The organism is Wolbachia pipientis, assembly GCA_023052945.1.
GTDB lineage: Bacteria > Pseudomonadota > Alphaproteobacteria > Rickettsiales > Anaplasmataceae > Wolbachia.
In genome coordinates, this window is sequence record CP095495.1 from 225,495 (window position 1) to 238,643 (window position 13,149).

Annotated in this window: 13 protein-coding genes and 2 pseudogenes; 10 read left to right on the plus strand and 5 right to left on the minus strand. The window is 35.0% G+C overall.

Translation table 11 applies throughout. The features are described from left to right. Positions 1–23 precede the first annotated feature (23 nt). Entirely contained in the window at positions 24–440 is a 417-nt protein-coding gene (locus MWH06_01025; protein ID UPA55276.1) for a hypothetical protein, read from the plus strand. On the opposite strand, the gene MWH06_01030 is transcribed toward MWH06_01025, so the two are convergent. Further along, the gene (locus MWH06_01030; GenBank protein ID UPA55277.1) at positions 433–954 is read right to left on the minus strand and encodes a Na+/H+ antiporter subunit E; all 522 of its coding nucleotides are present in this window, start codon (positions 952–954) and stop codon (positions 433–435) included. The two genes, MWH06_01025 and MWH06_01030, sit on opposite strands and share 8 nt — an antisense overlap. 98 nt (positions 955–1,052) lie before the next feature. Here MWH06_01030 and smpB point away from each other — a divergent pair, with 98 nt between their 5' ends. The 6 genes and pseudogenes from smpB to MWH06_01060 all read left to right on the plus strand — a co-directional run bounded on the left by smpB (position 1,053) and on the right by MWH06_01060 (position 6,722). Next, positions 1,053–1,502, plus strand: a complete 450-nt coding sequence (gene smpB / locus MWH06_01035; protein UPA55278.1) for an SsrA-binding protein SmpB — start codon at positions 1,053–1,055, stop codon at positions 1,500–1,502. Positions 1,503–1,508: 6 nt separating this feature from the next. Continuing rightward, the gene (lgt, locus tag MWH06_01040; protein UPA55279.1) at positions 1,509–2,300 is read left to right on the plus strand and encodes a prolipoprotein diacylglyceryl transferase; all 792 of its coding nucleotides are present in this window, start codon (positions 1,509–1,511) and stop codon (positions 2,298–2,300) included. Positions 2,301–2,518: 218 nt separating this feature from the next. Next, positions 2,519–3,333 (plus strand): annotated as a pseudogene (locus MWH06_01045) (transposase). 908 nt (positions 3,334–4,241) lie between these two features. After that, a pseudogene (gene ruvA, locus MWH06_01050) lies at positions 4,242–4,814 on the plus strand (Holliday junction branch migration protein RuvA). Beyond that, the gene (gene ruvB, locus MWH06_01055) at positions 4,811–5,791 is read left to right on the plus strand and encodes a Holliday junction branch migration DNA helicase RuvB (GenBank protein ID UPA55280.1); all 981 of its coding nucleotides are present in this window, start codon (positions 4,811–4,813) and stop codon (positions 5,789–5,791) included. Before ruvA ends, ruvB begins: the two are co-directional and overlap by 4 nt. A gap of 391 nt (positions 5,792–6,182) precedes the next feature. Further along, positions 6,183–6,722, plus strand: a complete 540-nt coding sequence (locus MWH06_01060; protein ID UPA55281.1) for a DNA-3-methyladenine glycosylase — start codon at positions 6,183–6,185, stop codon at positions 6,720–6,722. On the opposite strand, the gene purF is transcribed toward MWH06_01060, so the two are convergent. Genes purF through MWH06_01075 form a run of 3 tightly spaced genes read right to left on the minus strand, consistent with a single transcriptional unit; the run spans position 6,704 to position 10,730 of the window. Then, positions 6,704–8,089 carry an amidophosphoribosyltransferase gene (gene purF / locus MWH06_01065; GenBank protein ID UPA55282.1) on the minus strand — a complete coding sequence of 462 codons (1,386 nt, stop codon included), beginning with the start codon at positions 8,087–8,089 and terminating at the stop codon, positions 6,704–6,706. The two genes, MWH06_01060 and purF, sit on opposite strands and share 19 nt — an antisense overlap. 25 nt (positions 8,090–8,114) lie before the next feature. Then, on the minus strand, positions 8,115–9,218 hold the full coding sequence (gene rodA, locus MWH06_01070; GenBank protein UPA55283.1) for a rod shape-determining protein RodA: 1,104 nt from the start codon (positions 9,216–9,218) through the stop codon (positions 8,115–8,117). A 45-nt stretch (positions 9,219–9,263) separates the two neighbouring features. Next, on the minus strand, positions 9,264–10,730 hold the full coding sequence (locus tag MWH06_01075; protein UPA55284.1) for a cation:proton antiporter: 1,467 nt from the start codon (positions 10,728–10,730) through the stop codon (positions 9,264–9,266). Between the two features lie 64 nt (positions 10,731–10,794). On the opposite strand from MWH06_01075, the gene MWH06_01080 reads away from it, so the two are divergent. The 3 genes from MWH06_01080 to virB9 all read left to right on the plus strand — a co-directional run bounded on the left by MWH06_01080 (position 10,795) and on the right by virB9 (position 12,540). Next, positions 10,795–11,109 (plus strand): NADH-ubiquinone oxidoreductase subunit NDUFA12 family protein, encoded by a 315-nt coding sequence (locus MWH06_01080; GenBank protein UPA55285.1) that lies wholly within the window; start codon positions 10,795–10,797, stop codon positions 11,107–11,109. 2 nt (positions 11,110–11,111) lie between these two features. Further along, positions 11,112–11,567, plus strand: coding sequence for an outer membrane lipid asymmetry maintenance protein MlaD (locus MWH06_01085; protein UPA55286.1), 456 nt, complete (start codon positions 11,112–11,114; stop codon positions 11,565–11,567). A 187-nt stretch (positions 11,568–11,754) separates the two neighbouring features. Next, complete coding sequence (gene virB9 / locus MWH06_01090) at positions 11,755–12,540, plus strand: P-type conjugative transfer protein VirB9 (protein UPA55287.1); 786 nt, start codon at positions 11,755–11,757, stop codon at positions 12,538–12,540. Between the two features lie 7 nt (positions 12,541–12,547). On the opposite strand, the gene MWH06_01095 is transcribed toward virB9, so the two are convergent. Continuing rightward, complete coding sequence (locus MWH06_01095; GenBank protein ID UPA55288.1) at positions 12,548–13,144, minus strand: ribonuclease HII; 597 nt, start codon at positions 13,142–13,144, stop codon at positions 12,548–12,550. Positions 13,145–13,149 lie beyond the last annotated feature (5 nt).

The following is a 13,149-nucleotide window of genomic DNA, read 5'->3' on the forward strand; positions in this document are numbered from 1 at the left end:
CTGGATTAAATGGAGAAAGTTGAATGAGTAAATTACCGAACAATGCAAAAATAGGTAAATCTCAGGTTACTCAGTGGGAGGTAATAAAAAATTGTGAATATGCTGATAATTGCTTATCAAAAATAGTAACTTTATACGTTATTAGAATAACTCAGCTATCAGATTTTTATACAAATGACGAACCTGAAATTAACACTGTTTTAGCAAGAATAAGCGTGACAAGTGAAAATGTATTTTTAAACAAGGCTACTACTATTGAAGTTATGGAAGGTATTTTTCCATATAAATTCAACAGCAAGAAGAGAAATAACATACTAAGGTTAGAAGATTTATATAATTATTTATATTCCATTGTTAACAATAGCCTTCCAAAAGAGATGCTTGAAAGTCTTGTAAGGGAATATAAGGATGCTGTTAACTTATTTAAAGCAATTACTTAACTGAACGTAGTATTTTTGAGATTTTATTTTCTATTTCAGAAATGCCGCTTTCAAGATCTTTATCTATCAGATACATGGTAGAGAAATATGTTTTCTGCTTACTTTCAACATTGATAGTTAAAGTTCCAGGAGTGATTGTAACCGAATTGGCAAATAACGCAATGCTTTCATCATTATGCCCTTTGCATTTTCTTAGGATAATGATTGGCTCAAGCTTAGATTTGAGTCGTAGCACCTTTTTTGTTACATAAACACTTGATAAAATGATTTGGTACATTAACCATGGTATATAACTTACTAACTTATAAAACGACAGTCTACTCGTACCATTTAAAATCTGGCTAAGAGCTCTTTCAGCGTTTATCAACCTTCTAAAGATAAATAATGTGAATATAGAGGAAAACACTCCACAAAAAATAAAAAATGGCTCAAAATAACCAGACAATACAGTCCATAGAGAAAATAAAATTACAAATGATAGAGAAAAAAACTTGATTTTTTGCCTAAGGTTCATGGTTTGCAGTATAACTTAAATGATTTTTTAAGGAAAGATATATTATGAATTAAATCAAAAACTCTGTAATATATTGAAGCTTAAAGATATCTTTAGATATGGAAGTTATTGCAGAAAATAGGAAAGCAAGGTTTGAATATTTCATCTTAGAAGAATTTGAAGCGGGTATGGTCTTATTAAGCAGTGAGGTAAAGTCACTAATGGAAAGGAAAGTAAATATTTCCGACGCTTACGTTATCGAAAAAAATAGTGAAATATGGCTGCACAATATGCATATTGCAGAATATAAAGCTGCAAACCGAAAAAATCATAAACCAAAAAGGGAACGTAAACTGCTTTTACATAAAAAAGAGATAAACAAACTAATTGGTCAAATCAAAACCGCTGGGATAACTGTTGTGCCGCTTTCGATCTATTTTAATGATAAAGGATTTGCAAAAACTAAAATTGCCATTGTAAAAGGAAAAAAACTCTACGATAAGAGAGCAACCATAAAACAGAGAGAGTGGAATCGTGAAAAAAGTAGATTGTCTAAGAATAATTTATAGCAAAATATGTCTTTAAATCCAGTAATTTTCAGCATCGGTTCTGTTTCTATATATTGGTATTCCTTAGCTTACGTTTTGGGTATAGTGTCTGCATATTGGTATTTACACAAGCTAGACGACCAAAAAATATTTACTAAGAATTTTTACGATTCGTTATTAACAGCCACTATTGTAGGCATTATCCTTGGAGGTAGACTTGGCTACGTATTGATATATGATCCAGTTCTTTATATAAGCAACCCTATCGAGATATTGAAGACCTGGGAAGGAGGAATGTCATTTCATGGTGGTGCTATAGGAGTTTTGCTTGCAGTAATAATTTCGTGTAAAAGACATAACATTCCTATATTTTATGCACTGGACCTAGTTTCTTGCGGAGTTCCCATAGGTTTATTTTTAGGTCGCATAGGCAATTTTATAAACGGAGAGTTATTTGGCAGAGTTACAACTATGCCATGGGGTATGGTATTTCCAGAAAGTGGTGATAATTTGCTGCGTCATCCAAGCCAGCTTTATGAGGCACTTTTTGAAGGACTGCTACTTTTTGCAGTTGCAAATTCACTGTTTTTCTTGACTAGAATAAGACTGTATCACGGTGCGTTAACTGGTATTGCAGTTATGTGGTATGGAATAGCACGTTTTTTCGTTGAGTTTTTTCGCGAACCAGACTATCAAATTGGCTATTTGTGGCTTGATTTAACTATGGGGCAGTTGCTTTCTATACCTATGGTTTTGCTAGGAATGCTTGTATATCTAGGCGCATTAAATTTAAAATTTAATACGAAATCTGTTATATAGAGGAAAGGTGAGTTTAATAGAAAAATGTAGCCAGAAACCCTACATCATACACAATTGTACGAATTTTCTGCGTTGCAGTAGAATGAATGTGAGATCCGGTGTCATTCCAGCGTGTGACGCTAGGCTATAAAACTTCCTTAGACCTGCTGAAAAAGGTGATTGAAAAAATGATGTGAGAGAGGTAGAAGAAGAATAAGCAGATCAAGTAAGGGAAAAAAATGAGCTTTAGTTACTATAATATGAAAAAATACCCAAGAAACTTTCGTAATATAACAGGTTTAACTATAGAGGAGTTCGAAAAAGTAGTGGAAAAAGTGAGGTCTGGATAGGAAAAACAGAAAAAGTGTCATGGTAGAAGATCAAAACTACCAACTCTGGAAGATAAGTTGTTTTGCGTAATTTTGTACTATCGCACTTACATAACACATAGATTTTTAGGATGCCTATTCAATGTACACAACGCAAATGTATGTAGGTTACTTAAGAGAATAGAGCCATTACTCGCCAAAAAAGTGACTATAACAAAAGATAGAAGTATGACGCCAGAAAAAATACTGAAGATTTTGGCTGATGTTACAGAACAGCAAATACAGAGACCAGAAGATAGTAAAAAACGGAAGAAATCATATTCAGGAAAAAAAGAACCAACACTATGAAAACTGAGATTATTATCGAAGAAGGAGGAAGAATTTTATCAGTGTCAAAGTCATACCGTGGTAGAATTAGTGATTTCCGCATAAGGAAACAAGAAAAATATTTACCACTTGATAGCATAAAACATGCCGATTCTGGATATCAAGGTTGGCAAAAATTGCAAAGCAATGTTATAATTCCATATAAAAAGTATCGTAAAAAGCCATTAACTCCAGAGCATAATAGAAGATTAGCATCATTTAGAATGAGAGTAGAAAACAAGATCCGAGAGATAAAGATATTTAAGATTATGTCGAATGTTTATCGCAATTTTCAGAAAAAATATAACCTGAGGTTCAATATTATTGCTGGTATTGTAAATCTTAAGCACGCCTTTTAGTTAACCTTGATTTTAGTCACCCTCCTTTCCTTTTTTTATCGCTTGATTCGCAGCAGGTCTTATGTTAAGATACAAAAAACTTGCTTGACAAACTCCACCAGCCCCCTTATCATGAAAGTGAAGCTATTTCATTTAACTTCGCAATCTCTGCAGCAGATTAAAATGACAAGAAAACTTGTATTTGGCGTACTATTGTTTAATTTTTTGCACTATGTGCACCGTATGTCTTTATAAAATTTCTAGGTTTTTACCTACATAAGCTGAAACGCGCTTATAAAGCGTTCAAGACATCACCCAACGTCAAATTTTAAAATAGAGAGTGTAATAACTAGCTACCACGGGTTTTCTATGCCTTTTTTTTCTGCCTAGTAAATTTCTTAAATATTAAAGCTAAGGTTAGTTGCCGTTTAAAAGCAGCTAAATTGCAGCGTTTAAGACTTAAAAAACGCCAATACTGAAAATAGACAATGACTAGGGCTTCTTTTGCCTTTTTTTTGTTTGGTGAATTTCTTAAATATTTATGGCTAAAGTAATTTAGACCTACCGACAACCGTCATCCCGCTACGTGTTAGCGGGATCTATGTTAAGAGATACCGCGGCGGTATAACGTAGGGCTACAGCCAGTGCTCCTTTTTTTGTCATCCCAGCGTCACGCGCTGGTTTCAACATTATATCATGAACTTTCTAAAATTCATTAAACTGTGCTTTTAAACGGTGGTGCCGGGGTGTGAGTATAATGATTATCAGTATATAAAAGTCATAGCAGACAGACTTGAAACGGCAAATGTTGGCAAAATGTGTCAAGGAAGTTTTTCGTTTCTATGAGCTACTTGGCTCTCTGTTATAATGTTCGTTTGCTTGACCTAAGATCTGAGAGTATTTAAACTGAACTCTATACAGTACTAAAAATGATAGGAAATCTAAGCGGAATAGTTGATGAAGTGCGCAGTGATCACATAATCCTGAATGTGAATGATGTTGGCTATATAGTGTATCTCTCAGCCAAAACTTTAAATGCATGTTCCATCGGAAGTAGAGTTAAATTACTTATCGAAACCTATGCAAATAACAGAGAAAATGTTGCTCAGCTATATGGTTTCATAAGCAAAGAAGAACAGCAGTGCTTGAGGTTGCTTGTTAAAGTAAGCGGCGTTAGCTACAAAACTGCAATGTCAATTTTGAGTAAATTAACTCCAGAACAGCTATTTTTGGCAATTATGAATGAAGATAAAGTAGCACTCAAGATGAGTGGCTAAAGCCTAAAACTCATAAATCGAATCATCACTGAATTAAGTGGCAAAGTGAGTAAATTAGAAATAAATAACAATAATTTTCATCCAATCAATGAAGATGCCCTTTCAGCTTTGATCAATCTTGGGTATGAAAAAATGAAAGCTTGTGATACGATAAAAAAAATACAAGATGAATCGCCAAACCTGGACACTAAGGATATTATTCGTATGGCACTTAAAACACTATGAAATCAATATCGTGCGATAAAGAACATACTGAAGATGTGCGCAATATCAACATCAGGCCTGAGCAACTTGATGATTTTGTCGGGCAAAAAGACTTAATACAAAATTTAAAAGTGTTTATAAACGCTGCACAGACGAGAACTGAAGCCTTAGATCACGTCTTATTGTACGGTCCTCCAGGACTTGGCAAAACAACTTTAGCGCAAATTGTCTCTAAAGAGTTAAGGGTCAGCTTTCGCGCAACTTCTGGTCCTTTACTTAGCAAAGCTGGGGACTTGGCTGCAGTGCTTACCACTTTAAATGCAAAAGATGTTCTATTTATCGACGAAATCCATAGATTAAACCGCAGCATCGAAGAAGTTTTATATACTGCTATGGAAGATTTTTGCTTGGACATATTAGTAGGTGAAGGGCCATCTACTCGCACTTTAAGGATAGATCTACCACCATTTACGTTAATTGGAGCAACTACACGGCTTGGATTACTTTCTGCGCCACTCAGAGATCGTTTTGGCATTCCCTTGCATCTTGAGTTTTATTCTTTTGAAGAACTGGTTAATATTATAAAAAGAGGCGCAAGAGTTCTTTCTACTGAAATTGAAGAAAATGCAGCACGGGAAATTGCCTGCCGTGCACGTGGCACTCCAAGAATTGCTTTGAGATTACTGAGGAGAATAAGGGATTTTGTTGAAGTGAAAGATGATAAAAAAATCACTTATGAAGTCGCTGATTCTGTATTACTAAAATTGGGTGTAGACAAAATGGGACTCAATAAACTTGATATGCATTATCTAAGATTTTTATTCAACACTTCAGGCCCTGTTGGAATTGACACCATATCTATTGCGCTATCTGAGGATGTTGGCAATATTGAAGAAACAGTAGAACCTTATTTAATCAAAATTAGTTTTGTAAAGCGCACACCAAGAGGACGCGTTCTAACCGACCAAGCAAAGGAGTATTTGAGCTTTCAACATTAAACATCATAATTTATATTGACTAATTAGCATGGTATCTATATACTAACATTTATATATCAAGAATAATGGAGGCATATATGTTAACTAATAGCACTGAAACTGTATCTTTAATTGAAACTTCTCCATTTCGTACTCGCTAGTTATACTATTCTAGCTAATTAAGCTATGGTTTGTGGTAATAGAAAAAAACTGGGTTCCAGCGTCACGCGCTACCCTATGGATGCTGCTCGCGTATATTCTCTCTTTCACCATCTCAGTGTTTCTTTCTTATTATGCCAGTACCATTTTCTTGTCATTCAAGTAGCTCCCCTCTTGTCATCCCAGTGCTTGACACTGGGATCCAGAAATTCTTAAACTGAATTCTATATAGAACCTTAGAACAAAAATAAAAATGGGTAGCACAATACTACCAAGAAATTTCTACGAGCGGCCGACCTTAACTGTAGCTGGAGAGTTATTGGGAAAAGTCCTCAAATTTTCTAACTTTAGTGGAATAATAACCGAAGTTGAAGCCTATATAGGAATGAATGACCCAGCTTGTCACGCGGCAAGAGGCTATACTAACCGAACCTCAGTAATGTTTGGTATGCCGGGGTTTTCGTACGTGTATTTTATATATGGAATGTATTACTGTTTAAATATTGTAACAGAAGCAGAAGGGTTCCCAGCAGCAGTGTTAATACGGGGATTAAAGCTCATTGAACCGCTTGAAGCAAACTTAGGCGGACCAGGAATATTGTGCAAAAGATTAAACATTACAAAAGAACATAATAAGCAAGACCTTACTATAAGCCACAAATTTTGTGTTTATGAATCTCACCTCAAACCAGATTATATTTGCACTCCGAGAATCGGAATTAGTAAAGGCCAAGAGAAATTTTGGCGGTTTAAAAACTTAAGATCTTGCGTAGACTATTTGCCAATTGGATAATCACCAGTGAAACAAGCATCGCAATATTGTGGTGTAGCATTGTTACGCACCTCTCCTTTAACAGCCTGATATAGTCCATCAATACTCAAGAAGGCTAGGCTATCTACTCCTATAACTTCCTTAATTTCCTCTACAGATTTATTTGCAGCAATTAAATCTTTGCACTCTGGCGTATCTATTCCATAAAAACAAGAATGCTTAATTGGTGGGCTTGAAATTTTGAGGTGAATCTCTTTTACTCCTGCATCCTTTAGCATAACTATTATATTTGTTAACGTACTACCACGCACTATACTATCATCTATTAAAATTATGTTTTTACCTTTCAAAGTGTGCTTATTAGCATTGAATTTTAATTTTATTCTAACTTTACGTACTTCAGCGGTTGGTTGTATAAAAGTTCTTCCTATGTAATGATTACGAATTATCCCCAGTTCCATAGGTAATCCTGAATGCTTTGCATATCCAATAGCTGCAGGTATTCCAGAATCAGGTATTGGTACAACCATATTTACATTGTTTTTTGGTGGGCTCTCTTCTGCAAGTATTCTTCCTACTTCTTTTCTTATATCATATATGGACCTATTCTCCATTATGCTGTCTGGTCTCGAAAAGTAAACGTATTCAAAAGTACAAAAACTTGATTTTTGCTGTGGGAAAGGAAACATTGAGGCTAGCTTACTATCCGAACTGATGGTAACTAATTCGCCTGGTTCTATTTCTCTAATAAACTCTGCATTTATTATATCAAGAGCACAAGTTTCAGATGCAAGAACGTAAGAACCGTTTAACTTTCCTAAAACAAGAGGCCTGATTCCAGATGGATCACGTACTCCAATAACTACTTCTTGATTGATTGCCACAAAAGAATAAGCACCTTGTATTTGCTTTAATGCATATATAAAACTCTCTAAAAAGCTATCTTTTTCACCGCTTGCTGTCAGATGCACTACTACTTCTGTATCAATATCTGACTGAAAAACGCATTCTTGTTTAATTAATTGTTCGCGTATCGGAGAAATATTAATTAAATTACCATTATGTGCTATGGCAAAATCCCCAAATTTGCCACTTTTGCCAAACATGGGCTGCACTCCAAATTTACTACCACTTGTTGAGTATCGAACATGACCTATTGCACAATCTCCAGGTAAGGATTTCTTTATTTCATCTATATCATCAAATACACTGCTCACTTGACCTTGAAAGTGATAAGAGTGCAGCTTATCGTTGTTACTGGTTACTACGCCAAAAGACTCTTGACCTCTATGCTGCAAAGCGTGGAGAGCAAGTATAGAGTTAAAAGCAGCACTTTGGTTGCAACTTATGCCAAATACCCCACACTCCTCACGCATTTCATCTAGCATAAAAACTATTAAGTAAAGTTTAATTTTACTTTAGCATAGGTAAAATACAAGCATTTTGTTGTTCATCTGCTTTTATTGCCAGCAATAATCCTATGCATATCAAGCTTGCAGCAGTTGTACTTCCTCCATAGGAAAGAAATAGCAGTGGATCGCCTATAACAGGCAAGAGGCCTATTGACATTCCAATGTTTATAAAAAAATGAGCGCCAAAAAAAGCAAAAATCCCGATAGATACTAACTTAGAAAAATAATTTTTCGACCTATAAGCGATAGAGAAAATTATGCCAAGTAATAAGGTATAAAGCAAAATTAAAGCCATGCTACCTAAAAAGCCCCACTCCTCACTCAGCACTGCAAAAGCAAAATCTGTACGCTTTTCCGGCAAAAATCCAAGTTGAGTTTGACTTCCGTTAACAAAGCCCTTACCAAGCAAACCTCCTGAACCAATAGCTATCTGAGATTGCTGCGCATTATAACCTATTCCAAGTGGATCCACTGATGAATCCAAAAACGACAATATCCTTTGCTTGTGATAAGGACGTAAAAAAGGCCAAATAGCAGGTACTGCAAAAATGCCAAGCGTCCCACAAATTACTAAATGAGCTCTTTTTATTACTGCTGTGAATATAATTGATGCTCCTATAAACAACATTATCACAGCTGTGCCTAAATTAGGTTGCTTTAACACCAAGAATACAGGCAAGAAAATAATTATTACCGCCTTAAGCAATCTTTTAAATTCCATCATTTTATACACACTTTGTTTATTGAAATAACGAGCAAGTGCAAGTATTAAGCCTACCTTTGCAAATTCTGATGGTTGCAAACTAATTGATCCAATTCTTATCCACCTCGTCGCACCCATTATGTGCGAGCCAAAAAAATTTACTGCTAATAGCGAAATCGCTGCTGCTATATAAAAAAAGTAGGCGTGCTCCAAATAAAAATCTAGCTCTATGAATGACATAGCTATAGCGAGTAGGAAAAAGAAGGAAAATATGACTATTTGGTGAATTGCAAATGGTACCCACTTTCCTCCAGCAGAAGAGTATTGAACAGCAATGCCAATGCAAAACAGCACTATCACGTTAATGACTAATAACCAATGAATCTTCTTCAGCCTATCCACACTTATAACCTTAAAGTATAGTAAAATATGAAACAAAGATAAAAATCAAAAAACCAACTTCTCAACTACTAACCGAATTGGAGTGCTATATATTCCAGTTACTATTGTTAAAGCTGCCATAAACAATAGACAGAAAAGCATAGGAAATGGCACATCATTAATTTTGCCTAGTGTCATTCCAGCGCTTGATGCTGCACTATTTTCAAAATACATTTTCTCTACCATCTTCCACATGTATATTAGTGCAAGAAAAGAACCGGCAGCAAAAGCTATCAGGGAAATCCACGCGCGAGATTCTATAACTGCTTTCATTATATACCATTTGCTTACAAAGCCATTTGTTAGCGGCACACCGACTAATGCTAAACTAAGTAGAGTAAACGCAAGTGCTGTATAAGGCATTGATTTCTTGAGTCCCGATAAATTCTCTATTTTTGTTGTATCAAATTTGTAAGAAATACATCCTGCAGCCATGAATAAAGATGTTTTTATTATGCTGTGGTTTACTATGTGAAGAATTGCTGCAAATACACCTGTTTTTGAGTTAAAACTCAGTGCTAAAATTATATAACCAATTTGGCTGACACTAGAATTAGCAAGCAATCTTCTTATATCTTTTGCAGTTATTGCAGATATTGACCCAAATATAATAGCGCAAAGTGCAAGGATAATTATCACGTTGCTTAGTGATGGTTTAAATAAGAAGAAATTCTGATGGAAAACAGTATAGAAGATCCTAATGAAAACATATATCATCACTTTTGTCACTGTGCCTGAAAAGAATATGCTAATGAAACTTGGCACCTCACTATATGCATTAATCAGCCACCTGCTTAATGGAAACAGTGCCATTTTAATTGAGAGACCAACAAAAATGAACAATGTGCCAAATTTTATGATGTTGTTATCGTATAATGGAACTATTCTTTCAGCCATGTCAGACATATTGAGCGTTCCTGTCATGGAGTACAAAAGCCCAACACCAAACAAGTAAAACGTTGCCCCTATAGTGCCACTAATTAGATATTCAAATGCTGCAACCAAGGCTTTTTTATCCCTTCCCATTGAAACTAATACATAAGAAGAAAGAGATGAAATTTCCAAAAAAACATAAAGATTGAATATGTCGTTTGTTACTAGAATCCCGAGCAGTCCGCTTAAGCACAGTAGAAATAGAGAGTAAAAACCAGTGATTTTGTTTTTGCTAATTTCTTTTTCGTTAATATAAAAGCTATAAAGCACGCTAATCAGCGCTATAAAATTCACCAAAGTTAGAATCAAGGAGTTTAACACGTCGATTCTTAACTCTATTCCATGCGGAGGAGCCCAATTTCCAAGGTGATAAGTTATAATCTCGCCTTTATATGTTTTTACGAGTAGTATCGATGAAATGATAAGAGTGATTGTTGTTGCAATAAAAGAAATAAACCAAGATACCTTGTGTTTCTTGGTAAGAAAGCAAAACATTGATGCAATTATTGGTATAATAACTTGTAAAATTGGTAATTGCATTAAATTGTTGTTAATATATCGTTAAAGTATTAGTATATATAATACTTTTTGTTTTAATACTCTTATGTCATCTAAAATTTGTAACGCAATAAAACGCCTATTACGAAGAGAAGATAAATTTGTAGGAAGAGATGAAAATGGAAATTCTTACTATGAATCAAGTAAAGGGAAAAGGTGGATTATGTATAGCAGTGTCTCTGAGCCTACAACAGTGCCTCCACAGTGGCATGTATGGCTTCACTATACTGATAATGTAGTACCAGTTAATAATAAAAAAAGAAAAGTAAAACATACTCCTAATTTAACGGGTACAAAAGATGCATACTATCCAAACCAAAAAGTGAAAAATTACTATAAAAGCTGGAGTCCTGATAACTAAAGATGCGAAGGTCAAATATACTTGAAATAACCGCTGGATTATTTGTATTGATTTTCACTATTTTTCTGATTTTCTTTGCTATTGATAAGCTATCTTACATAAAGAAAAACTATGAGGATTGCTATAAAATATATGGTCTCTTTGCTAATGCTAACGGTATAGGAGTTGGTGATAGTATCAAGATCTCTGGTGTGGACGTTGGAAGCATAACTGGTGTGTCACTTGACAAAGCTACCTACATAGCACGAATCGATATGTGCGTAAGCCGAGATATAAAGTTGCCAGTTGATAGCTCAGCTCTGATCACTAGCAGTGGAGTTGTTGGCAGTAAATTTGTTAATATATCACCTGGATCAGATATTAAACTAATCTTGCACGGTGGTAAAATAGAATATACTCAAGCTGAAGCAAATATGGGTGGAATAATGGACAGAATTCTTGGTATGTTTACGAAGTGAAAATGGCAGGATTCCAAGTATATCCGTTCAGGTGAAGCCTCCTGTAGTTCTAAAGTATTTAAGGAGTTTGCCTTATTTCTTGCCTTTTCTACCCCTTGCTAACCTATAATTGGGGTTTATAGTACAGCTTAACAGTTGCAGTGCATGTCTATCAATGATAAAATGAAGATTAATTTATTTTGATATTATGATTGGTTTACTGGTTGCCGTACTGTTGTTTTTTTGTGGTAGTGATGCACTTGCAAAACAGGAGCCACGTTCAATAGCTGGAGATAATCACATAAAGGTAATAAATTATAACCCACAAGCTATACATAAGTATACGGGTTTTTATGGTTATCAATCCAGCATATTGTTTGAACCAGGGGAGGTAATACAAAACCTTTCAATGGGTGATTCAACTGGTTGGCAACTCCTTCCTCAAGGTAACAGATTGTTTATTAAGCCTATAGATGATATTGCCGATACTAACGCAACTATAATTACCAATAAAAGAGTTTATTACTTTGAACTTCATGCTGAAGAAGCAACTGGACTAGATGATCCAAAATTAGCATATGAAGTAAGGTTTCTTTATCCACTATTTAGCAGTGATGAGATTTACACAACAAATAACGGCGATATCTTCGAACAAGCTAGTCATACCATTATTCCTGATATAAACGACATTGAAATTGTAAAGAAGGGCTTAAATTTTAATTATTCCATCTCGCACGTTAAAGGCAGTCAGTCAATAATACCAATTAAGGTTTTTGATGACGGAAAATTTACATATTTACAATTCAATAAAATAAACTCTGATTTCCCGGCAGTTTTTATGGTTGATTCTGCAGGGTATGAGTCTTTAGTAAATTTCCGTACAGCTGACAACTACCTGATAATCGAAAGGGTGAGTTCAGTGTTTACCTTAAGGAATGGATCAAGTACAGTTTGCCTATTTAATGAAAACATGCCTTTCAAAAAAGGTAAGTGATTAAAGGCTATAATGCCCGAGATATGGGTGCAAAGTTTTTTCTATGATGTTCTGTAATTCCATAAAGACCAATAGCGTTAAGGTGCTCTTTTGTCCCATATCCTTTATTTTTATACCAATTATATTCAGGATGCTTATTGTGCAATTCTTGCATAAGCCGATCTCTCGTAACTTTTGCAACGATTGAAGCTGCTGCAATTGATGTACTCAAATTATCACCATTTACTATGGATTTCACTTGCCATTTCACTTCAGGTGGTTGATTACCATCAACTAGCACATAATCTAATTCTAGGTCCAGGTCTATCAACGCACGTTTCATTGAAAGTTTTGTTGCTTGCAAGATATTGTATGAATTTATTTCTTCTACGCTTGCCATTCCTATACCAAATTTTGCAACGGATGTTATTTTTTCATATAGGACTTGCCTACATTGAGGAGTCAACTTTTTCGAGTCGTTGATTCCATCAATAATTGTATTTCTATCAATAAACACTACGGCTGCGGATATTACTGGACCAGCTAGCGGACCTCTTCCAACTTCATCCACTCCTGCTATCACTCCTGATAATTTATTTTCTAATGTAAAGTCTGGGTATTTCATAGGTT

Bases quoted from the DNA above. Each gene is read 5' to 3' on its own strand.
- MWH06_01095 (UPA55288.1), bottom strand. From the start codon at position 13,144: ATGAAATACCCAGACTTTACATTAGAAAATAAATTATCAGGAGTGATA.
- ruvB (UPA55280.1), top strand. From the start codon at position 4,811: ATGAAATCAATATCGTGCGATAAAGAACATACTGAAGATGTGCGCAAT.
- MWH06_01075 (UPA55284.1), bottom strand. From the start codon at position 10,730: ATGCAATTACCAATTTTACAAGTTATTATACCAATAATTGCATCAATG.
- MWH06_01080 (UPA55285.1), top strand. From the start codon at position 10,795: ATGTCATCTAAAATTTGTAACGCAATAAAACGCCTATTACGAAGAGAA.
- smpB (UPA55278.1), top strand. From the start codon at position 1,053: ATGGAAGTTATTGCAGAAAATAGGAAAGCAAGGTTTGAATATTTCATC.
- lgt (UPA55279.1), top strand. From the start codon at position 1,509: ATGTCTTTAAATCCAGTAATTTTCAGCATCGGTTCTGTTTCTATATAT.
- MWH06_01025 (UPA55276.1), top strand. From the start codon at position 24: ATGAGTAAATTACCGAACAATGCAAAAATAGGTAAATCTCAGGTTACT.
- virB9 (UPA55287.1), top strand. From the start codon at position 11,755: ATGATTGGTTTACTGGTTGCCGTACTGTTGTTTTTTTGTGGTAGTGAT.
- MWH06_01060 (UPA55281.1), top strand. From the start codon at position 6,183: ATGGGTAGCACAATACTACCAAGAAATTTCTACGAGCGGCCGACCTTA.
- purF (UPA55282.1), bottom strand. From the start codon at position 8,089: ATGCTAGATGAAATGCGTGAGGAGTGTGGGGTATTTGGCATAAGTTGC.
- MWH06_01030 (UPA55277.1), bottom strand. From the start codon at position 954: ATGAACCTTAGGCAAAAAATCAAGTTTTTTTCTCTATCATTTGTAATT.
- MWH06_01085 (UPA55286.1), top strand. From the start codon at position 11,112: ATGCGAAGGTCAAATATACTTGAAATAACCGCTGGATTATTTGTATTG.